Origin of the sequence: Allomuricauda sp. CP2A, from assembly GCF_001683915.1 — a bacterium.
Taxonomy (GTDB): Bacteria; Bacteroidota; Bacteroidia; order Flavobacteriales; family Flavobacteriaceae; genus Flagellimonas.
Map to the genome: position 1 here is coordinate 32,014 of NZ_LXTT01000076.1, position 22,280 is coordinate 54,293.

Genomic DNA, 22,280 nt, shown 5'->3' on the forward strand with positions numbered 1-22,280 from the left:
CATATGAGGATAGGTTTGTTTGGTTATGGCAAAATGGGCAGGATGATTGCGGAAATTGCCCAAAAAAGAGGCCATGACATTGTTGCAAAAGTGGATGTGGATACTTCGGAAATCGATTATGCCTCCATGGATGTTGCCATCGATTTTAGCACACCCGATGCCGCTTTTGACAACATCACCGGTTGTTTTAAGAATGGAGTACCCGTGATTTGTGGTACAACGGGTTGGTTGTCCCAATACAGCGAAGTCGTGGACCTGTGCAACAAAGAAAACAGTGCCTTTATCTATGCTTCCAACTTTAGTTTGGGCGTCAATATTTTTTTCCAATTAAATGCTTATTTGGCCAAAATGATGTCCAGCTTGGAACAGTACAAGGTGTCGATGGAAGAAATCCACCATACCCAAAAATTGGATGCCCCCAGCGGAACCGCCATTACCTTGGCCGAAGGGATCATCAAAAACACGGCGTATACCGAATGGAAATTGGAGGAATCTGGCGATAAAATCATACCCATTACATCAAAACGGGAGGGAATGGTCCCGGGAACGCATAGCATTTTTTATGAAAGTGATGTGGACAGTATTGAAATAAAACACACAGCGCACAATCGGGAAGGCTTTGCCTTGGGAGCAGTCATTGCCGCAGAATGGATTCAAGGAAAAACAGGGGTTTACTCCATGAAAGATGTGTTAAACCTAAGCTAAAAAACGTAACAACAATTTAGACGAACAGTCTAACCAAGAAACTTTCACATGAACGGTACACAGTGGATCATTTTTATCTTGATCATCCAGGTCATCCATTTTCTGGGAACTTGGAAGCTTTATATAAAAGCAGGACGAAAAGCATGGGAGGCTGCAATTCCAATTTACAATGGCGTTGTTTTAATGAAGATCATCAACCGCCCATGGTGGTGGGTGCTATTGCTATTCATTCCCATCATCAATTTATTGATGATTCCCGTAGTATGGGTAGAGACCATCCGAAGCTTTGGAAAAAACACCCTTCTGGACACATGGCTGGTGATTTTGACCCTTGGCCTTTATACATACTATATAAATTACGCCGAGGATGTAACCTATATTGAAGACCGAAGCCTAAAGCCCCAAACAGGATTGGGCGAATGGGTAAGCTCCATTGTCTTTGCCATTGTGGCGGCAACATTGGTACACACTTATTTTATTCAACCGTATGTGATTCCCACGGGTTCCTTGGAGCGCACGCTAAGGGTTGGGGATTTTCTCTTTGTGAGCAAATTTCATTATGGAGCGCGTGTTCCCATGACCACCTTGGCCGCTCCCATGGTGCATGATACGCTTCCCATCTTCAAAACAAGATCCTATTTGGCCGATGTAGACCCAGAAACCTACAAAACCTCTTGGATCAATAAATTGCAGTTACCCTATATGCGATTACCGGGCTTTGAAAGGGTCAAGAAAAACGATATTGTGGTGTTCAGCCTTCCTTCCGATACGCTATACCAGTTCTTCAAGGCGCAAAAGGCGGTGATAAAGCCCATTGATAAAAAATCCAACTACGTTAAACGTTGCGTGGGCACTCCTGGCGATTCCCTTGCGGTGATTGATGGTTACGTTCACATTAATGGAACACGATTGAAATTATCAGATCGGGCCAAACCCATGTATGACTATGAGATTTATGCCAAAAATGGGGTGTCCAGCCGATTGTTGGAAGAGGTAGACGCTTCGGATTATTTGAGAACCTACATTTCAGGAGCTCTAAATCAAAGTCAGTATAATGCCCTTGCTCCTTATGTGCTCGGTGCCAATAGGACCCCAGATGGCAAAATAGAACTTTTGGCTGATGAAGATGGCATCCCCATTGATGTCATACGACAATTACGACTTTCCCTCACCGAAGAAAAACCACGTTCCAGAATTGCAAACATGACGGATGAAATGGTGGCAAAACTTCGGGAAAACTCCACCATAGATTCTGTGGTCAAAACCGAAGAGCCCAAAGGCATGTATGCTGGGGCGTTCCCGCAAAAACCGAACCTCTACCCTTGGAACAATGATAATTTTGGGCCCATTTATATTCCCGAAGCAGGTGCTACGGTTGACATCAATTACAAGACCATTCCACTTTACAAGAAAATCATTAGGGATTATGAGCACAATGATGTAAAGGTAAGCGGGCAAAAAGTATTTATCAACGGGAAAGAAGCCAACTCCTACACCTTTAAACAGGACTATTATTGGATGATGGGCGACAATCGCGACCATTCGGAAGACAGTAGAACCTGGGGGTATGTGCCTGCGGACCATATTGTGGGCAAGCCAGTTTTCCTTTGGATGAGCTTTGACAACTTTAATAAAGGGATTACCAATTGGAGACCCCGTTGGGAGCGTGTTTTCACCACTGTTGGCGGAAGCGGGGAGCCAGTGTCCTACCGATGGTACTTTGTTGCTTTAATTGTTGGCTGGTTTGTGTTTGATTTTATCCGAAAACGTAGAAAGAAAAAAGCTGAATAAGAATCCCTAAAGTTTTGTTCATTGAAAATATTGGTTCATCCTACCTATTTTCCAAGTATAGCCACTTTTACCACTTTAGTGCAAAATGATGTTGTTTGGGAGGCCCATGACAATTTTCAAAAGCAAACCTATCGCAATCGGTGCTATATCTGTACGGACAAGGGAAAACACATGCTCAATATCCCCATAAAACATGTTGGTGGGAATGAAGGACGTCAAAAATACAGCGATGTTGAAATTGAAAATGAATACAATTGGAAAAAAGTACATTGGCGCACCTTGGAAACTGCCTATAGAACATCCCCCTTTTTTGAATTTTATGAAGACGATATAAGACCGTTGTATGAGGGGAATGAAGCATCATTGTATGAGTTCAATATGAGGACAGTACAAACCGTTGCAGATATCATTGGGGTTGAAATTCCTGTGGAAAAGACTTCAACGTATGAGCTTCAACCAGAGAAACATTCCGATGCCCGGTTTTTGGTGGAAGCCAAAAGGGAGCTTCCCATAAAAATGGAACCCTACACCCAGGTTTTTGGGGAGCGCCATGGCTTTATCCCCAATCTAAGTGTTTTGGATTTACTCTTCAATGAAGGGACCAATACACTTTCCTATTTGAAAAATCAACCTTTGGAATTTTTGGATGTATAGGCATATCCTACATTACGGCATCCATTTTTTGGTGCCCATTCTCATTGCCATTTTCTTTTTTAAGGAGAATAAAATCAAAATAGCACTTATTCTTTTAGCTGGGATTATGATTGATGTAGATCATTTGTGGGCGGAGCCCCTGTTTGATCCCAGTCGTTGCAGCATTGGTTTTCACCCCCTGCATTCGTACTGGGCCATATTGGTGTATAGTGTTCTACCCTTCTTTAAAGTAACCCGGGTTATTGGTTTGGCCCTTATTATCCATATCGTTGCCGATATGGTGGATTGTTTATTGCTCTGATGTAAGCCGTAAAGTGGCCATAACAGGGTAGTGATCGGACAATTTTTCGTCGAAATTTGTATGGGAGACCACTTCAAAAGCAGGGTCAGTTAAGATATAATCGATTCTCAATGGAATTTTCCATAATTTGTATGTTCTGCCAAAGCCAGTTCCTTTTTCCAAAAAAGTATCATTTAAATTGCCCTTTACGATTTTATAGACATTGGAAAATTGGGTATTATTGAAATCACCACAAACAATATTGGTATGGGTGCTTTGTCTCAGGTGCGCATCAAAAATTTTTGCCTGCTCCAACTGTTTCTCAAAGGTACTGACCAATCGTCTGTAGTTTTTCTCTGATTCCTTACCATCTGAAAATGTCCTTGTGGACGGGATTATCCGAAAAGATTGTAAATGTATATTGTAAACCCTTATCGTATCCCCATTGTAGAGCATATCGGCATACACAATATTATTGGCCGTATTGGGAAGGTCCAACGAACCATGACCTACTATGGGATATTTTGAAAGTATGGTCTGAACAGATTTACCCGCAGTGGAATATCGAATTTCCCTTCCATATGGATATTGATTCAATTGTTTGTAGCGCCTACTATCATGCTCTTGAATACAGATAATATCGGGGCTTTCTTTTTTTATGAACTCTATGATTCGTTCTCCTGTATTCAATTCCTTACTCCAACCATATTTATCAAATCCCCGCACATTGTAAGTCATAATTTTCAAATCTGATGGCTTTGCCTCCCCAGCTTCGTTTCCCATTCCATAAAAAGAACCAAAAACAAAATATCCAATAATCAAAGTGACCAAGGACAACAAGAATTTCTTTTTCCTTTTATAGATCCAGTATCCCGCAAACAAAAGATTAAGGGCAAAGAGCAGGGGTACAAATAAGTTCAACACAGAAAACATTGGGATTACCTGAAAGGTCAAATATGAGGACACACAGGTAATAAATAAGAAAAAGGCAATCAATATATTGATTGCAAAAATGATTCCGTCAACTATTGAGGCTGTTTTTCCCACAAATCAATCTTCCTTACCTGCTTTGAACAAAAAATCCTTTTCTGCTTTGGACAGACTTTCGTAACCAGATTTACTGATCTTATCCAAAATGGTATCTATTTTACGCTGACGGGCTTCCTTGTCATACTCCGCCGCACTCTTTTTTGATGTATTTTTCCGATATACCGTTTTTAGAGGTGCTTTTTTTTCTTTGGGCTTAAAGAATTGCGCGATGGCATCCCTGAATTTGGTAAAACCGGAACCGATATCCCTTCCGTTCAACAACTGTCTAGCATACATATAGCCTAAAAAAGCACCGCCCAAATGGGCCAATCTGCCTCCAATATTTCCGCCGTAGGGAATCTGAATTAAATCCACCAACACAAAAAATGCCCCTACGTACCAAAGTTTTACATTAAAAAAGATGATTCTCACCTCTTGGTTGGGGATATAGGCGCAAATAAAGATAAGTACGGCCGTAACCCCGGCCGATGCCCCTATCAGAGCGGTATTGGCATTTAAAAGAGTGGGAAATACATTATAACTGAGGAGAAATACCAATCCACCAACAATGACCCCTAAAAAATATACATTGATAAATCGCTGACTATCAAATAGGTTTAGAAAAATTCTTCCGGTAAAATACAGCATCAGCATATTCCAAAAGATATGGCCCAACCCTCCATGAAAAAAGGAATAGGTCACCAGGGACCATGGCTGACCAAAAAAATCCATAAAATCCTTGGGCAAATGGAACCATTGGGATACAGAATATCCCAAAAGTGCCTTGGATAGGCCATCCAAAATAAAAATCAGCACATTGATGGCTATCAGCTTTTCAGCGACATTCATCCGTGCCATATAGTATCGTATCCCTCCGCTCGCCATAGCCATAGATTAATCCCAACGCTTATTGTTAAACTGGTTCTTTTTCCAATACCACATCATAATAAATCCAATCAATGCGCCACCGATATGGGCAAAGTGGGCCACGCCTGTGTTCACATTGCTGATGCCAAAAATCAAATCCCCTGCAATCAATAAGGGCACAAAATATTTGGCCTTAATGGGGACAGGGAGAAAGATGAGCATCAGTTTCGCTTCGGAATATACAAAAGCGAAAGCTACCAACACCCCATAAATTGCCCCTGACGCTCCAACTGCCGGGGTATTGAAAGCCGTTAGCATGGTGTCAACAGTACTTTTTGGCACCACATTGTACCAATCCGGGCTATATTGTCCGTTAGAGATGATGTCCAATACTTGGGCCTTGGCCACACCAGCACTCTCCAAAGCATTCAAACCTTCGTTAAAAAAGTAATAATTAACCCCCGTATGAAGCAAAGCCGAGCCCAATCCCGCAGAGAAATAAAAGAAGAGGAACTTATTTTTGCCCCACATCCGCTCCAGAGGGGTCCCAAAGGCCCACAACGCATACATATTGAACAAAATGTGCATAAGTCCACCATGCATGAACATATGGCTCACTACCTGCCACCATTCAAAGTTGCCATTTTTTGGGAACCAAAGCGCCAGCCATTGGAACATTTGCTCTCCGTACAATTGTGTGGCAAAAAACAGGATCACATTAATGATCAATAGATGCTTTACTGCCTCGGTCATTCTACCCATCTAGCTAAATTTTTTATCGATATCCCCTTCGGAGATAATGGTATATGTCAATTTTTGGAATGGGCTCAAGGTAGGCTCCTTACAGGCGAACAAATTGTTCACCAAAGCCTGCTGCGATTCCTGATCAAGAATTTCACCGGTCCGTACCGCCAAGTTTTTGGACAAAACCTTGGCCAAAACTTCGGCCTGTGAAATGCTCCCATCTTCAAACCCTTCTTTATAATCCGCTATCAGGCGATCCAATACCGTGCCAATACCACTTTCAGGAACCACCAACGGCACACCTGTCACTTTTACAGTTTCTTCCTCCAAACTTTCAAAGGCAAAACCAATGTTTGTCAGGCTATCCTTAATTTCCTTCAAGATGGCCAATTCCTGTTTGCTGAAGGAAAGTTCCAAAGGAAACAAAAGTTGTTGACTCACGCCTTCTTTTACGGTTATTTCTCCCAAGAATTTTTCAAAAAGGATACGCTCATGAGCCCTTTTTTGATGAATCACCAACATTCCGGATTTAACCGTGCTCACTACATATTTTCGCCGCAATTGAAAAGTCGTGGCCAGGTGGTCTTCCAACTGGTCATCATCAGAATAAAAAGTTCCCTGCACCGCTCCTTCCGATTCAATGGCCAGACTGCTGAACTCCTCCATGTCCACATCTTTTTCAAGACCTTCATACAGCCCTTCCCACCCTTTGCTACTCTTTTTTTGAAAATTGCCTCCCCCACTTCTTCCCGAAGGAACCTCCTGAAATGGATTAAAGGTCGGATCCACCGTAACTTTGGGCAAGGTCGCCCCTTTTTCCTTGTACGCATAGGGGGTGTCCAGATTGGGGTCGTGGTCAAAATCCAACACCGGAGCCACATTAAATTGCCCCAGACTGTGCTTTATGGTCGACCGAAGAATGGCATACAGCGTATTCTCATCATCAAATTTTACTTCGGTCTTTGTAGGGTGAATGTTGATATCGATGGATGACGGGTCCACATCCAAATACAGGAAATAGCCCGGGTACATATCCTGTTTAATGAGTCCCTCAAAAGCAGCTACCACCGCATGATGCAAATACGGACTTTTTATGAATCGGTTATTGGCAAAGAAAAACTGCTCTCCCCTACTCTTTTTGGCGTATTCCGGTTTGCAGATGAACCCAGATATTTTCACTACTTCGGTTTCCTCGTTAACGGGAACCAAACGCCCTTCCATGCGACTTCCAAAAATATGGGCGATACGTTGTCGGTGTTTGGTCTTGGGCAAATTGAAAATCTCCGAGCCATTATTATAAAAATGAAACTCAATATTGGGATGCACCAAGGCCACCCGATGGAATTCATCCGTAATATGCCGTAACTCAACCTGATTGGATTTCAGAAAATTACGCCGTGCCGGAATATTAAAAAAGAGGTTCTTGACTGATATGGAAGTTCCAACTGGCGTTGCCACCACATCTTGGGAGACAATCTTGCTGCCCTCAATCTTAATATGGGTCCCTACCTCTTTGGATTTGGGTCGGGTCTGCATATCCACATGGGCAATGGCCGCGATGGAGGCCAACGCCTCGCCCCGAAACCCCTTGGTCTGCAAATTGAACAAATCCTGTGCAGAGGCAATTTTTGAGGTGGCATGTCGCTCAAAGGACAATCGGGCATCCGTTTCACTCATCCCAATACCATCATCCACCACTTGAATCAGTGCCTTCCCCCCATCCTTCACAATCAATTTAATGGCAGTGGACCCTGCATCAATGGCATTCTCCAACAATTCCTTCACCACGGAGGCTGGCCGTTGAACCACCTCCCCTGCTGCAATTTGATTGGCAACATGGTCCGGTAAAAGTTTAATGATGTCGGCCATTAGGGATTCAGGAATATCGATAAATCAAAGTCAATCACAAAAAGGAACAACAAGACCAAAATGGCCACGATGATGACAAAACGAAGTTTTAGGTTCCTGTCCCCTTCCACTTTTAGATCATCCATGGCTGAGCTAAACTTGTTTTTGATTCCTTTATTTGTATTTGCAGTACTTCTGAATTTATCTAGTTTGTGTTCTATTTTAAAAGGATTGCCCTCACCCTTGTAATAGCGTGGCGAATAATTGAACGACTTATTTTTCCTGAGCTTTAAAGGGTTTCGCATGGTATCCTCTTCCGTATAGCTTCAAAGGTACTTAAAATAGAAAAAAGGGATAAAGGGCTACTCCCAAAAAATGTTAACAGGGGAAACAGGGACAGGTGCAAGTACAAGTTTCAAGTTCAGAAAAACCAACTGCCCAAAAGTAAGAGGTAGCCCAATATCTGTTCTTGTTTCTTGTTTCTTGTTTCTTGTTTCTTGGCTCTTGAACTTGAGCTTCAGATTACTTGCCCAACACCGCCATTTGTATCGCGGCAATAGCTGCTTCCGTTCCCTTATTGCCATGCTTCCCACCACTGCGGTCTTTGGCTTGTTGCATGGTGTCATCCGTCAATACACAGAAAATCACCGGAACATCATGGACCACGTTCAAATCTTTGATGCCCTGCGCCGTGGCACTGCACACAAAATCAAAATGACTGGTTTCCCCACGGATTACACTTCCAATGGCGATGACCGCATCCACTTTTTGGGTCTTGATCATTTTTTTGCACCCAAAAGTGAGCTCAAAACTACCGGGCACATCCCATTTCAGGATATTTTCTGCCTTGGCACCACAATCCAAGAGCGCATCAAAAGCGCCTTGGGAAAGTGCAGAAGTAATCTCTGCGTTCCATTCAGAAACAACAATCCCAAACCGAAGGTCCTTCGCATTTGGGATTTTGGTCTTATCGTAAGTGGATAAATTCTTGTTCTCTGTGGCCATAGTTTAATTTTGGGCCAATCCAATAAGTGCATCTATTCCAATGCCCTCAGGGGATTTTGAATAGTCTTCCTTGATACGTTCAAAATATCCCAAAGCCTTTTCCTTTTGTTCCATTTCCAGGGCAACAACCCCAGCTTTGTACAAAAATCGTGGCGTTGTGAATTCATTATCGCTATGGGCAACCGCTTTTTCATAATACTCCAAAGCATCTTCAGGTTGGTTCAATTGCGAAAACGCATCACCGATACCGCCTTTTGCCATGGCGCCCATAATGGCATCATCCGAGGAGAAATTTTCCAAATGGGAAATGGCCTCGTCATATTGTTGGAGGTTCAAATAGGTCATTCCTGCAGAATATTCGGCCAAATTGGCTGCCTTTGTACCGCTATATTCCTCAATAATGTCCAAAAATCCATATTTTCCTTCAGCTCCGTTCAAAGCCAACGTAAATAGGGAATCCTTGGCAGTTTCACTGGCCAAGGCTTGGTCAAAATATTGCTGTGGATAAAAAAGTTCATTGGCTGCTGAAGCCTCTTTGGGCTTTTGAATGAATTGATGGTAAGCCAAGAAGGCCAAAACCCCAATGGCTACAGCTCCAATAACCCCTAGAATATAGTTCTGGTTCTTCTGAACCCATGCTTCAGTCTTGGAAGCACTCTGATCCAAGGTATTGAAAACCTCCGCCGTTGTGCTGTCGTGTTCTTCCTGTTGAGCTTCTTCTGCCTTATTCTTTGGCTTAAAGCCTCTCTTCTTGTATGTTGCCATCCGTCATTTAATTGGTCGCGCAAAAATAAAGTTTTTATCCAAAACCAAAAGGCAATTTATTCGTTATTTTTGGAAACTTTAATCGGTTCCCAAACCACAAAAAACCCTTTGTCCCACTAAGTTTTTATGTTTTTAAAGCATTTATCTTTAGTCAATTACAAAAATTTTGACTCCAAAACTTTGGATTTTGACCCCGTTATCAACTGTCTTGTGGGCGATAACGGCGTGGGAAAGACCAACATTTTGGACGCCATTTACCACCTTTGTTTTGGTAAAAGCTATTTTAATCCGGTTTCCACGCAAAATATTAAGCATGATACCGATTTTTTTGTGGTAGAAGGTGAGTTTGAGAAGGAAAATCGTACCGAAAAAATACTTTGCAGCTTTAAAAAGGGTACCAAAAAGGTCATCAAACGCAACGGGAAGGCCTATGAAAAGTTCTCCGAACACATTGGATTTTTGCCTTTGGTGATCATCTCGCCTTCGGACCGTGATCTTATCCTTGAGGGCAGCGACACCCGCAGAAAATTTATGGACGGGGTTATATCACAGTCTGACAAAGCCTATCTACAGGCCCTCATCAAATACAACAAAGTGCTGGTGCAGCGCAATTCGCTTTTGAAATATTTTGTGGCCAACCACACCTTCGACCCGAATACGTTGGCCATTTACAACGAGCAGTTGCACCTTCTGGGCACAGAAATCCATAAAAAGCGAACTGCGTTTATTGCCTCTTTTGTTCCGATTTTTCAAGAGCAGTATGCCCATATTTCGGATAAGGATGAGGAGATTATGCTTTCCTATGACAGTCAACTTTCCGAAGGAAACCTTTTAAATCTTTTGAAAAGTAATATCGATAAGGACAGGGCTCTGCAATATACTTCCGTGGGCATCCACAAAGACGATTTGAATTTTACCATCGCTGGCCATCCCATTAAAAAATTTGGAAGTCAAGGGCAACAAAAATCATTTTTGATTGCGCTGAAACTGGCCCAGTTTCATTTCATCAAGGAACTCTCCAGTACTACGCCCATTTTGCTGTTGGATGATATTTTTGACAAGCTGGATGAAAACCGTGTCTCCCATATTGTGGGATTGGTAAAGAACGACAACTTTGGACAGATTTTTATCAGCGACACCCATGCCGAGCGCACGGAAAATGTTGTTAAAACCATTCACCAGAGTTATAAAATCTTTACCTTGTAGCATGTCTCGAATTCTTCCTTTTTTCATTTTTTTGATGGTGTTGGGCTGCAAAAAAACCGCTGTGGCCGAAGCAGACCTCCATTACCTGAACGGCTATTGGGAAATTGACGAAGTGGAATTCCCCGATGGCAGTATCAAGGAATATGGGATGAATCCCAGTATTGATTTTATTCACTTGCAGGAAAATGAAGGGTATCGCAAAAAGATGCAGCCCAAATTTGATGGGACCTATTCCACATCAAATGACCTTGAAACGTTCTCCATTAGTGAAGTGACCGATGGTTTTACCCTACAATACCAAAACGATTTCAGTGAGTGGGAGGAAAAATTGGTGCAGTTGGATTCCACTTCGTTCGCTGTCATCAATCAAGAAGGGGTTACGTATTCGTACAAACGATTTGAACCCATTAAAATCCCAAAATAATGGCCAAGCGACACAATTCCCATTTGCCCTTAAGTGAAGCACTGAACGAGTTTATCAAAGAAAATAAACTCCAAAAGGGCATGGACAAGGTGGATACCCGGCAGGCATGGGTCAACTTAATGGGCAATGGGGTGAACAATTACACCACTGGTGTTGAACTAAAAAACGAGACTCTTTTTGTCTCACTGTCATCTTCGGTACTTCGCGAAGAATTAAGTTTAGGCAAGACCAAGATCATTGCCATGATCAATGAGGAATTGGGAAGGGAATTGGTCAAGAAATTGGTGTTACGGTAAATAAAAAAAGCCACTCAAATTGAGCGGCTTTCCCCTATAATCTTCATTTTCAATTAAAATACTTCCCTTCCTGAAAAATGGAAAGCACTTTCAATGGCTGCATTGTCATCGCTATCTGATCCGTGAACGGCGTTCTCAGCAATGTCGTTTGCGTATAATTTACGGATGGTACCTTCGGCAGCCTCGGCTGGGTTGGTAGCACCGATCAATGCACGAAAATCGTCAACGGCATTGTCCTTTTCCAAAATGGCGGCCACAATGGGACCTCGGGTCATAAACTCAACCAACTCCCCAAAAAATGGACGCTCCTTGTGGATGGCATAGAATTCCTCGGCATCCCTTTTGCTCAACTGCGTGTACTTCATGGCCACAATCTTGAATCCAGCAGCCGTTATTTTTTCCAAAATCGCACCAATGTATCCATTCTCAACGGCATCGGGCTTGATCATGGTAAACGTTCTATTTCCAGTCATTTACTTTAAATTTTGCGCAAAAGTACGTTTTTTCAAATAACGGGCAAGGCTTAATAGGTCTGTTTTAATTCCTGTAGCACCTCTCCATCGTCGCCCATTATCTTGAAATCAACTTCTTTATTTTTAAGATTCAAGCTTATGGTTCCGTAACTTTTGCTGGAAACCACTTCTCCCACCCGATATTTGTTAGGTTCTCCACTATAACTAAAATAGGAATGGGTAAGCCCACTGCTCGTGAAATCCACCAATGGATAGGACATACCGGGAAGTTGTTTTTTGGAAAATTCTGAAATATGCCGATCTCCTGACAGAATCATAACCCCTTTTGCATTGGAATCCACAATCATTTTTTCAAGTTTTTCCACCTCTTTGGGAAAATTGCCCCATGTTTCAAATCCATGCTCACCGGATAAAAATTGGATACTGGACACAATAAGGTTAAACTCGGCATCGGAATGGTCCAATTCGTTTTGCAGCCATTCCCACTGGGCAGCACCCAGAACCGTGGCATCTTCGGTGGTGTTGGGCTGGTAACGTCGGTTAGGATCTTCATCCTTCACCAATTCACTCCTAAAATAACGGGTGTCCAAAATCAGAATCTTCACTTTCCCATTTGGAGTTTCATAGTCGTGGGAGGTGTACACGCCTTCCTGATTCCTTCGTTCACTGTCTTTGGGAACCCCCATAAAATCCAAAAAAACCTGTTGACTTTCCGCCTTCACGGCAAACTCGGAACCGCCATCGTTCACGCCAAAGTCATGATCATCCCATGTGCCGATGATGGGTACCTCCGCCTTCAACTCGGCATACCCCTTCACCGTATCCTGCTGGGCATAAATGGTCCTTAATCTATCAATATCGTCTGTATCAGCATAGACGATATCGCCGCCCCAAATCCAAACATCAGGGTTTTCCGCCAGAATATCATCCCAAAACGGATTGGGCTCCTGTGACATATTGCAAGAACCAAAAGCCACCACAAAAGTGGAATCCTTGGGTTCCTCTTTCTTTTTGCACCCCAAAAGGAGTAGCATCAAGCACATTAAAAATGAAAAAAGTCGCATTAAATTGATTTCACAAAAAACAAAAATAGGGCATGACAAGTTACCTCTATATTATATTATTGTATATTTGGCCGCATGAATTTAGCGGATATCACGACAGTTAAGTCGATTCTTTCCCAGCCTCAAAAAATCGTAATCGTCCCCCACAAAAACCCCGATGGTGATGCCATGGGAGCTTGTTTGGGACTTTGTCTTTTTTTGAAGGAAATGGGGCAGACGGCCCATGTGATTTCACCCAATGATTATCCCAAATTCTTAAAATGGATGCCCGGAAACGATGAGGTCATCAATTTTGAATGGGAGAATCAAGAGGCTAAAAAGCTTCTGGACGAAGCTACCGTAATTTTTACCCTTGATTTCAATGAACTCTCCCGAACCGGACAGATGGAATCTGTTCTTAAGGAGAGGGAAGTGGATTTCATCATGATCGACCATCATCAGCAGCCCGGCGATTATGCCAAGGTGACCTATTCTGATGTTTCCATGAGTTCCACCTGCGAAATGGTCTATAATTTTATTGGATATTTGGGATATGTCGATAGTATCACTTCGGATATTGCGACCAATCTTTACACCGGCATCATGACGGATACGGGCTCCTTTAAATATAGATCTACCTCTAGCAATACCCATCGAGTGGTTGCCGACCTTATTGACAAGGGAGCGGACAACATGGAAATCCACCAACAGGTTTTTGACACCAATTCCCCATCGCGACTACATTTATTGGGCGTGGCCCTGAGCAATATGGTCATTCTACCGGAATACAAAACTGCATACATTACGCTGACGCAAGCGGAATTGGACCAGCACGATTTTAAAAAAGGGGACACGGAGGGGTTCGTAAACTATGGTTTAACGCTGGAAGGGATTATTTTTGCCTTGATTTTTATTGAAAACAAGGACGAAGGCATCATCAAGATTTCGTTACGTTCCGTTGGAGATTTCTCAGTGAACCAGTTTGCCCGTGAACATTTTAGTGGTGGTGGACATGACAACGCTGCCGGAGGAAAAAGTGATTTGCCTATGAAGGAAACCATTGAACGCTTCAATGAAATCCTGAAAACCTATAAAAGTGAATTGAATCCATGAGACCAGCTTTGATTCTTTTAGTCGCATTGCTATACGTGAGCTGTGGAGGACCTGAGCCGCGAAGACCCGTGGAGGTGAAATCCGGAAGTTTTTTTAAGGAATCCGTGGAACGGAACAAAGCATTGTTGGCCAAAGAGGAAAAATTGATACAAGAACTGATTTCAAAGGATACCATCCATGAATATCAGACCAGCTCCAATGGATTTTGGTACTATTATGAGACCAAAAACGATACGGCCACATACCTACCACAAACCGGTGACCAAATATTGTTCTCGTACAACGTAATGTCTTTGAACAACGACACCATTTACAGTGCCGAGGAGATTGGACCAACATCCTATGTGGTGGACAAACAACAATTGTTCCCTGGGTTGCAGAATGCTGTAAAACTGCTCAAAATCAGTGAAAAGGCCACTTTTGTGTTTCCTTCATTGCAAGCGTATGGGTATCAAGGGGACAACAATGCCATTGCGCCACAGACCCCTATAAAATCGTCAGTGGAACTGCATACCATCATCATAAATAAAGACAGTATAAATTAAAATCGTATAGAAAAATGAAACAATCCCTATTGATAATCACTTTGTTTTCCATGGTTCTTTTTGGGTGCAAATCCAGCAAGTATGCCGAATTGGGAGATGGTATCTTTGCTGATATCCAAACCACCAAAGGAGACATCATTGTAAAATTGGAGTTTGAAAAAACTCCGGTTACCGTTGCTAATTTTGTATCCCTTGCTGAAGGCAACAGTCCTTTTGTAAGCGAAGAATTTAAAGAAAAGAAATTTTATGACGGTGTTGCCTTTCACCGAATCATTAAAGATTTCATGATTCAAGGTGGCGATCCCTCCGGAACAGGAAGTGGCAGTATTGGGTATACCTTTAAGGATGAATTCAACGATTCGTTGTTGCATTCCAAAAAAGGAATCCTTTCCATGGCCAATCGTGGTCCAAAGACCAACACCAGTCAGTTTTTCATCACCCATAAAGCAACGCCTTGGCTCGACGGTAAGCATACAGTTTTTGGAGAAGTGGTCCAAGGCATGGACGTGGTCGATTCCATAGCCAATGTGGAAACTGGTCAAGGGGACAAACCCAAAGTGGATGTGGTCATGAACAAGGTTGAAATTGTACGCAATGGAAAAGAGGCCAGAAAATTTGATGCCGTACAGGTCATGAGTGCCTATTTTGAAGAGGCAAAAGCAGAAGAAGCCGCCTTCAAGAAAATGAAGGAAGATCTTGTGGCGGAATTTGCCCAACAAAAAGAAGAAGCCGAAGAAACGCCAACCGGGTTGAAAATATTTACCTTGGTTAATGGAGAAGGAGAACAACCCGCTGAAGGGCAGCAAGTATTGGTCAACTATGCCGGTTATCTGCCCAGTGGTGAGCTGTTTGACAGTAATATTCAAGAAATTGCCGAGAAATTCAATCAATTGAATCCAGCCCGGAGAGATCAAGGAGGGTACACTCCGTTCCCTATGGAGTACGGCCCGGAAGCACGGTTGATCCCCGGCTTCAAAGAAGGACTCCAAACCATGAAAGTGGGAGACAAAGTGCGTTTGTTCATCCCTTCACATTTGGGATATGGAGCACAAGGTGGTGGGCCGATTCCACCAAACTCCGACCTTATTTTTGATTTGGAAATCACAGGAATCCAAGAATAGGCTAAATTGAGAAAACATAGAAAAAGCCGTACTTTTCCGTGCGGCTTTTTTTTTTATGGCCCAACCGTGAACGAATGGGACAAAGAACCAAAACTAGCATTGCCCTTGCACTCCCCCTGCAAATCATATTGGTGAAATGGATAGGGAGTTATCCCAATTTTGTGGAGGAATACTACAGTAATGGTCTATACTTGCTTATTTCAAAGACACTTCGACTTCTTTTGGGTTGGATTCCTTTTTCATTTGGAGACCTACTCTATACTGTCTTGGTCTTTCTTGCTATACGCTATATGTACAAGCATTGGAAATCCATTAAAACAAAACCATTGTTTTTCCTAAAGGACATTGTTGTGGTACTATCCATCGCTTATTTTGCCTTTCATTTGTTGTGGGGCATGAACTATTACCGCCAGCCCATCACCTGGAAATTGGGCATTGAAAAAGAGTATACCCTGGAGGAGTTGATTGACTTCACCCAATACCTTGCCGAAAAGACCAATTCCTATCAAATGCGGATTACCGGAGATAGTATGTCCGCTGTTGAAGTACCTTATAAACGAGGCGAAATTTTTCAAAAAACAGAGAAAGGCTATATCAAACTACAAAAAATTTATCCCGATTTTGAATACCGAAATCGTAGCCTGAAATCATCAATCTATAGTATTCCTCTGACCTATATGGGATATGGGGGCTACCTGAATCCGTTTACCAATGAGGCCCAAGTGAACGGCATCATGCCATTTTTTAGATTACCTGCGGTAAGTGGGCACGAAGTGGGACATCAACTGGGCTATTCTGCCGAAGATGCCACCAATTTTATTGGATTCTTGGTGACCTCCAACAGTGATGATGTCTATTTTAAGTATTCTGCCTACAATCATGCTTTGGGGTATTGTCTTGCAGATTTGGCCCGGAAGGATGAAGAAAAATCAAAGGAAATCATTGCCCAATTGAATCCCGGGGTCAAAAAGAACTATCAAGAGCTGCGGAGTTTTTGGGAGAGCTATCAAAATCCGATGGAACCCGTGTTCAAGTCCATCTTCAACACTTTTTTAAAGATTAACAATCAAAAAGACGGCATTTTAAGCTATCACTCCGTGGTTGGGCTCATGATCAATCACCACAAAAAAAGCAGTTGAATCCAACTTGTGCAAAACCCCTGCTTCCGTTACCTTTAGTCCGACTAATTCAATACTGGATATATGAAACTTAAACTAACGGCTCTAATCCTATTTTTAGGGAGTGCTTCCCTGTTCGCCCAGGAGTATTTTCCAAAGAATGACGGTGTCAAAGCCAAAAACAACAACTACAGGGCGTTCACCAATGCCAAAATTTATGTGACCCCTTCGGAGGTGATCCAAAACGGAACCCTTCTCATTCAAGATGGAAAAGTGGTTCAAGCAGGAAAATCGGTCAATATTCCCAAGAATGCCATTGTTGAAGACCTACAGGGCAAGTCCATCTACCCTTCTTTCATTGATATTTTTTCCGATTTTGGGGTAAAGAAGCCCGAAAAAGCTGATTCACAGGGTAGATCGGCCCAATATAAACCAACTCGTGAAGGATTTTATTGGAACGACCACATCATGCCTGAAAACAATGCCCTCAACCGTTTTTCTTATGATAGCAAAAAAGCTGAGGAGCTTAGAAAGGCTGGTTTTGGTGTCATCAATGCCCACATTCAGGATGGGATAGCCCGGGGAACCGGGGTCTTGGTCGCCCTAAATGATGAAGGGAGTGAGGCAAAACGAATTCTCGAAGATAAATCCGCACAGTACTTTTCATTTGATAAGAGCATTGCAAAAACCCAATCCTATCCCACTTCAATTATGGGTGCCATCGCCTTGATGCGCCAATTGTATTACGATATGGATTGGTATAGCAAGGGCAATGTGGAGACCAAGGACCTTTCTTTGGAAGCCTTGATCAATAATAAGGGACTTACCCAGATTTTTGCGGCTGGTGACAATGGAAATGTACTCCGGGCCGACAAAATAGGCGACCAATTTGGAATACAATACGCTATTTTGGCCGGAGGCGACGAATATGAGCGCATTCAGGATATTAAGGCCACCAATGCCAAATTGATCGTTCCCCTAAATTTTCCAGATGCCTATGATGTGTCCAACCCTTATGAAGCACAATATGTGTCTTTGAAGGATATGCGACATTGGAATTTGGCCCCATCCAATCCAAAAACTTTGGAAGACAATGGTATTCAATTTTCATTCACTTTGCATGAATTGAAATCGCCCTCGGACCTTAAATCCAAAGTACAGAAGGCCATTTCGTATGGACTTTCCAAGACCAAGGCTTTGGAGGCACTTACCACTGTTCCAGCTTCAATTTTGGGGAAATCAGGGGAAATTGGTTCTTTACAACCCGGCAGTCAGGCCAATTTCTTGATTGCTTCTGGAGATATTTTTGACAAAGAGACCATACTCTATGAAAACTGGGTGCAAGGTTCCAAAAACGTTATCCAATCCAAAGACCAAAAAGACATCCGTGGCGATTACAATCTTTCCGTAAATGGTCAAACCTATTCCGTTTCCATTACGGGCGAGGTGGGCAAACCAAAGGTTGAGGTAAAAAAGGGTACGGAGAAATTGGAGTCAAAAATCGATTACAGCTCAGATTGGTTGAATTTGGCCTTTTCAGAGAACGATACTAATTCCTATCGTTTAATCGCCCAAGTTCTTCCATCTTCGGATACTATAACAGCCAAGGCAGTACTTTCCAATGGAACTGAAACCACCGCAAATCTGACCAAAACAGCTCCGTTTGAAGAAAAATCGAAACAAACCCCTTCCGAAAAACCAAATTTGATGGCAGTCTCCTACCCAAATGTGGGATACGGTTATAAAACCAAACCCAAGCAGGAGAACATCCTCTTTACAAATGCCACGGTCTGGACCGGAAACAGCATTTTGGAAAACACCGATGTTTTGGTGAAAAATGGGAAAATCGCCAAAGTGGGGAAAGGACTCAACGCTGGTGGAGCTACCACCGTGGATGCCACTGGAAAACACCTTACTGCCGGAATCATTGATGAACACTCGCACATTGCAGCGGTCACGATCAACGAAGCTGGCCATAACTCTTCAGCTGAAGTGCGAATGAAGGATGCCATCGACCCAGAGGATATGGATATCTACAGAAACCTGGCGGGTGGTGTCACTACCATTCAACTCTTGCACGGTTCAGCCAATCCCATTGGGGGGCGTTCTGCCATCATGAGATTGAAATGGGGTGAAAATTCGGATGGCTTGGTTTTCCCCGATGCACCCAAGTTCATAAAATTTGCCTTGGGTGAGAATGTAAAGCAGTCCAATTGGGGCAGTTTTTCCCGTTTCCCACAGACGCGTATGGGTGTGGAGCAGGTCTACACAGATTATTTTCAGCGCGCCAAGGAATATGAGGCCAAAAAGAAAAGTGGACAATCCTATCGCTATGATGAGGAAATGGAGGTTTTGGTTGAAATTCTCAATGGTGAACGCTTCATTAGCTGTCACTCCTACGTGCAAAGTGAAATCAACATGATGATGAAGGTGGCGGAGAAATTCAATTTTAGGGTGAACACCTTCACCCACATTTTGGAGGGATACAAAGTGGCCGATAAAATGGCGGAGCATGGTGTGGGCGGTTCCACCTTCAGTGATTGGTGGGCCTACAAGTTTGAAGTAAACGATGCCATTCCCTACAATGCCGCCATCATGGCCAGTCAAGGCGTTACGGTTGCCATTAACAGTGATGACGCCGAAATGTCCCGAAGGTTGAACCAAGAGGCTGGAAAAATTGTTAAATATGGAGGTATGTCCGAACTGGAAGCTTGGAAGATGGTTACCCTTAATCCCGCCAAATTGTTGCATATTGATGACCGTGTTGGCAGTGTGGAAGAAGGCAAGGATGCCGATTTGGTGCTGTGGAGCAACCATCCCCTTTCCGTGTATGCCAAAGCAGAGAAGACCCTGATTGAAGGTGCTGTCTATTTCGATTTGGAAAAGGACAAAATGCTTCGCGAATCGGTTCAGCAAGAGCGAAATCAACTCATTGACATGATGTTGAATGAGAAGGAAAAAGGGGAAAAGACCCAAACCCCTGTCCAGAATAAAAAAGAACGATTTGAATGTGAAACCCTTTAATGTAAGATGATGAAATTTTTATATATAAATTCAAACAATCATTGTCCCCTTGAGGGGACTTTAGGGGTGTTGTTGAGGCACCTCACCTTCATGGTTTCAGTAGTGTTTAGTTTTACAACTTTCGCACAACAGACCCCTGCTCCACCCCAAACCGAACAAGTTGCCATTTTTGGGGCAACGGCGCATATTGGAAATGGAGAGGTCATTGAAAATTGCACCATCATTTTTGTGGACGGAAAAATCACCGCGATTGGAGCAGACCTTATGGCCCCAACCATTGGAACCATGATTAATGCCGAAGGGAAACATGTCTATCCTGGTTTTATAGCCCCTGTAAAATCATTGGGATTGGTAGAAGTTGACGCGGTACGAGCTAGTAAGGACGAAGATGAAATTGGAGATTTTATCCCACATATACGTAGTATTATTGCATATAATGCCGAATCCAAAGTAGTGGAAAGCATGCGGCCCAATGGGGTATTGTTGGGACAGGCCACGCCACAGGGCGGAAGAATCTCAGGAACCTCATCCATAGTTCAGTTTGATGCATGGAACTGGGAAGACGCCGCGGTTAAAACCGATGATGGTGTCCACATGAACTGGCCCGCGCTCTTCAGAAAGGGAAATACCTATCAAGGTGAACCCGATGCTTTCATTCCAAATAAAAAATATGGGGAGCAGGTAGGTGAAATCAAAACCTTTGTTGAAAATGCCAAGGCTTATGGCAAGGCAGCTTCAAAAGAAATCAATCTGCCTTTTGCAGCCATGCAAGGCCTTTTTGATGGGACTCAACGCTTATACATCCACACCAATGGCGAAAAGGAAATGATTGATGCGGTTACCTTGGCAGAAAAAGCAGGAATCCAGCATATTGTGATTGTCGGCGGATACCGTGCCCATAAAATCACGAACTTCCTAAAAGAGCACAACATTCCTGTTTTGGTCAGCGAAACCCATGCGTTGCCCAAATTTGATGATGATGACTATGACTTCCCGTATAAATTGCCCAAGCTGCTGGTGGATGCCGGCTTATTGGTAGGCTTGCAAAACGAATCCATGGCGAATTTTCAAACCCGAAATCTGGCTTTTTATGCCGGACAGGTTGTAGGTCAGGGATTGGATAAAGAGAAAGCCTTGCAGTTGATAACAGGCAACACGGCCAAAATTTTGGGTATCGATTCCGATTATGGCACCTTGGAAGTAGGTAAAAGTGCCACCTTGTTCATTTCGGAGGGTGATGCACTGGATATGCGTACCAACCAACTTTCCAAAGCCTTTATTGACGGACGGGATATTTCCTTGGAAACCCATCAAACCAAATTATGGAAACGGTATATGGGCAAATACGAAAGAGAAGGTAAATAAAATAAAAAACAGAGCGGCGTTCCTTGGAACGCCGCTCATCATATAACTCCCTTTTTCAATTAATTTATTTTCGGTTCCACAACCATTGCATCTTCTGGTTTGGCATAAAACCCATCAGGTTTTGGTGTGGTGCTTACAGCGACATCCCCAAAAGTAACGGTACTCCTTGCATCCAAAATTGTACTGCCTTCATAATTGTACCATGTAATTGACTTTGGCAATACAACCCCATTTAAGGTTTGCCAGTCGTCATATCGAATCCATTTTACATTATCTGATTTTTCGCCAGTTCTATAGGTCACCGTATACCCCAACCAAGCCATTTGATGGGTCTCGGGGTCATAATGGATATAGTATTCATCCTCCGAAGAAACTCCAACCCCAGAATTATAGCTTATATGGATTCCAGGGTAGCTTTTGCCTTCAAAAATTAAATCGTCTGTTTCACCGTACACAATGCCATCATCAGCAAGCAAAAAGGGCATTCCGTAAAAATAGAACATCAGGTTGTGGTAAAAGGCGGCATCACCTTCGTAATTTTCATTTGAGTCTTGTAGCCAAATTTCATTGCCATCATACCCCATTGAAAACTGCTCCGTATCCACTCTATCCTTTCTGGACCAAAGGTCAACGGTATGGTTTTCAGGATTCTCGGGATTGGGCAGCACAAAACTCAAGGTACGCTGTTCTTTCCATTGCTGTAATCCGCCATGGGCATCAAAAACTTTGTCCAACGCTTCTGGATATTCCGATTGCGATTCCGCAGTTTTTTGTGGCTCAGCTTCTTTGGTTTCTTCTTTTTTGGCGTTAGGTTTACAGGCCCCAATGGCCAAGGTGAGTAAAATGATGGTTATTTTTTTCATG

At 43.0% G+C, this 22,280-nt stretch carries 23 protein-coding genes; 13 read left to right on the top strand and 10 right to left on the bottom strand.

What is annotated here, in order from left to right; all coding sequences use genetic code 11:
• Nucleotides 1-3: 3 nt before the first annotated feature.
• From dapB to A7D14_RS09375, 4 genes are read left to right on the top strand one after another with little or no spacing between them, the layout of a single operon-like run.
• Nucleotides 4-705 carry a 4-hydroxy-tetrahydrodipicolinate reductase gene (gene dapB, locus A7D14_RS09360; RefSeq protein ID WP_067033280.1) on the top strand — a complete coding sequence of 234 codons (702 nt, stop codon included), beginning with the start codon at nt 4-6 and terminating at the stop codon, nt 703-705.
• A 48-nt stretch (nt 706-753) separates the two neighbouring features.
• On the top strand, nt 754-2,496 hold the full coding sequence (gene lepB, locus A7D14_RS09365; protein WP_067033288.1) for a signal peptidase I: 1,743 nt from the start codon (nt 754-756) through the stop codon (nt 2,494-2,496).
• A gap of 21 nt (nt 2,497-2,517) precedes the next feature.
• A complete protein-coding gene (locus tag A7D14_RS09370) occupies nt 2,518-3,150 on the top strand; it encodes a WbqC family protein (protein ID WP_067033292.1) in 633 nt (210 codons plus the stop codon).
• A complete protein-coding gene (locus A7D14_RS09375) occupies nt 3,143-3,451 on the top strand; it encodes a DUF6122 family protein (RefSeq protein WP_067033295.1) in 309 nt (102 codons plus the stop codon). The genes A7D14_RS09370 and A7D14_RS09375 overlap by 8 nt, the downstream gene beginning before the upstream one ends.
• Here A7D14_RS09375 and A7D14_RS09380 read toward each other — a convergent pair.
• The 7 genes from A7D14_RS09380 to A7D14_RS09410 form a co-directional block, all read right to left on the bottom strand.
• Entirely contained in the window at nt 3,440-4,351 is a 912-nt protein-coding gene (locus tag A7D14_RS09380) for an endonuclease/exonuclease/phosphatase family protein (RefSeq protein WP_176712396.1), read from the bottom strand. The two genes, A7D14_RS09375 and A7D14_RS09380, sit on opposite strands and share 12 nt — an antisense overlap.
• A 129-nt stretch (nt 4,352-4,480) precedes the next feature.
• Nucleotides 4,481-5,344: a rhomboid family intramembrane serine protease gene (locus tag A7D14_RS09385; protein WP_067033299.1), complete on the bottom strand. Its 864-nt coding sequence runs from the start codon at nt 5,342-5,344 to the stop codon at nt 4,481-4,483.
• A gap of 9 nt (nt 5,345-5,353) precedes the next feature.
• Nucleotides 5,354-6,088: a rhomboid family intramembrane serine protease gene (locus A7D14_RS09390; protein ID WP_067033302.1), complete on the bottom strand. Its 735-nt coding sequence runs from the start codon at nt 6,086-6,088 to the stop codon at nt 5,354-5,356.
• The gene (gene mutL / locus A7D14_RS09395; RefSeq protein WP_067033305.1) at nt 6,089-7,939 is read right to left on the bottom strand and encodes a DNA mismatch repair endonuclease MutL; all 1,851 of its coding nucleotides are present in this window, start codon (nt 7,937-7,939) and stop codon (nt 6,089-6,091) included.
• Nucleotides 7,939-8,223, bottom strand: coding sequence for a riboflavin synthase subunit beta (locus tag A7D14_RS09400; protein WP_067033308.1), 285 nt, complete (start codon nt 8,221-8,223; stop codon nt 7,939-7,941). Before A7D14_RS09400 ends, mutL begins: the two co-directional genes overlap by 1 nt.
• Nucleotides 8,224-8,440: 217 nt before the next feature.
• Nucleotides 8,441-8,923, bottom strand: coding sequence for a 6,7-dimethyl-8-ribityllumazine synthase (ribH, locus tag A7D14_RS09405; protein ID WP_067033311.1), 483 nt, complete (start codon nt 8,921-8,923; stop codon nt 8,441-8,443).
• Nucleotides 8,924-8,926: 3 nt separating this feature from the next.
• A complete protein-coding gene (locus tag A7D14_RS09410; RefSeq protein WP_067033314.1) occupies nt 8,927-9,688 on the bottom strand; it encodes a tetratricopeptide repeat protein in 762 nt (253 codons plus the stop codon).
• A 126-nt stretch (nt 9,689-9,814) separates the two neighbouring features.
• Here A7D14_RS09410 and recF point away from each other — a divergent pair, with 126 nt between their 5' ends.
• From recF to A7D14_RS09425, 3 genes are read left to right on the top strand one after another with little or no spacing between them, the layout of a single operon-like run.
• The gene (recF, locus tag A7D14_RS09415) at nt 9,815-10,894 is read left to right on the top strand and encodes a DNA replication/repair protein RecF (RefSeq protein WP_067033322.1); all 1,080 of its coding nucleotides are present in this window, start codon (nt 9,815-9,817) and stop codon (nt 10,892-10,894) included.
• Between the two features lies 1 nt (nt 10,895).
• Nucleotides 10,896-11,318 (top strand): hypothetical protein, encoded by a 423-nt coding sequence (locus tag A7D14_RS09420; protein WP_067033326.1) that lies wholly within the window; start codon nt 10,896-10,898, stop codon nt 11,316-11,318.
• Nucleotides 11,318-11,614, top strand: coding sequence for a DUF721 domain-containing protein (locus A7D14_RS09425; protein WP_067033338.1), 297 nt, complete (start codon nt 11,318-11,320; stop codon nt 11,612-11,614). The genes A7D14_RS09420 and A7D14_RS09425 overlap by 1 nt, the downstream gene beginning before the upstream one ends.
• Nucleotides 11,615-11,667: 53 nt before the next feature.
• Here the strand turns inward: A7D14_RS09425 and A7D14_RS09430 are convergent, their stop codons facing one another.
• Nucleotides 11,668-12,087, bottom strand: coding sequence for a nucleoside-diphosphate kinase (locus A7D14_RS09430; protein WP_067033341.1), 420 nt, complete (start codon nt 12,085-12,087; stop codon nt 11,668-11,670).
• Between the two features lie 50 nt (nt 12,088-12,137).
• Nucleotides 12,138-13,151 carry an alkaline phosphatase D family protein gene (locus A7D14_RS09435; RefSeq protein WP_067033344.1) on the bottom strand — a complete coding sequence of 338 codons (1,014 nt, stop codon included), beginning with the start codon at nt 13,149-13,151 and terminating at the stop codon, nt 12,138-12,140.
• Nucleotides 13,152-13,226: 75 nt separating this feature from the next.
• Here A7D14_RS09435 and A7D14_RS09440 point away from each other — a divergent pair, with 75 nt between their 5' ends.
• The 6 genes from A7D14_RS09440 to A7D14_RS09465 all read left to right on the top strand — a co-directional run bounded on the left by A7D14_RS09440 (nt 13,227) and on the right by A7D14_RS09465 (nt 21,416).
• Nucleotides 13,227-14,243, top strand: coding sequence for a DHH family phosphoesterase (locus tag A7D14_RS09440; RefSeq protein ID WP_067033347.1), 1,017 nt, complete (start codon nt 13,227-13,229; stop codon nt 14,241-14,243).
• Nucleotides 14,240-14,788 (top strand): gliding motility-associated peptidyl-prolyl isomerase GldI, encoded by a 549-nt coding sequence (gene gldI, locus A7D14_RS09445; RefSeq protein ID WP_067033350.1) that lies wholly within the window; start codon nt 14,240-14,242, stop codon nt 14,786-14,788. Before A7D14_RS09440 ends, gldI begins: the two co-directional genes overlap by 4 nt.
• A 14-nt stretch (nt 14,789-14,802) precedes the next feature.
• Nucleotides 14,803-15,909 carry a peptidylprolyl isomerase gene (locus A7D14_RS09450; protein ID WP_067033353.1) on the top strand — a complete coding sequence of 369 codons (1,107 nt, stop codon included), beginning with the start codon at nt 14,803-14,805 and terminating at the stop codon, nt 15,907-15,909.
• Between the two features lie 74 nt (nt 15,910-15,983).
• On the top strand, nt 15,984-17,048 hold the full coding sequence (locus tag A7D14_RS09455) for a DUF3810 domain-containing protein (RefSeq protein ID WP_067033358.1): 1,065 nt from the start codon (nt 15,984-15,986) through the stop codon (nt 17,046-17,048).
• A gap of 63 nt (nt 17,049-17,111) precedes the next feature.
• Nucleotides 17,112-20,051, top strand: coding sequence for an amidohydrolase family protein (locus A7D14_RS09460; protein WP_067033361.1), 2,940 nt, complete (start codon nt 17,112-17,114; stop codon nt 20,049-20,051).
• Nucleotides 20,052-20,141: 90 nt separating this feature from the next.
• Nucleotides 20,142-21,416, top strand: coding sequence for an amidohydrolase family protein (locus tag A7D14_RS09465; RefSeq protein WP_255307426.1), 1,275 nt, complete (start codon nt 20,142-20,144; stop codon nt 21,414-21,416).
• A gap of 59 nt (nt 21,417-21,475) precedes the next feature.
• On the opposite strand, the gene A7D14_RS09470 is transcribed toward A7D14_RS09465, so the two are convergent.
• Nucleotides 21,476-22,279, bottom strand: a complete 804-nt coding sequence (locus tag A7D14_RS09470) for a DUF6503 family protein (RefSeq protein WP_067033364.1) — start codon at nt 22,277-22,279, stop codon at nt 21,476-21,478.
• Nucleotide 22,280 lies beyond the last annotated feature (1 nt).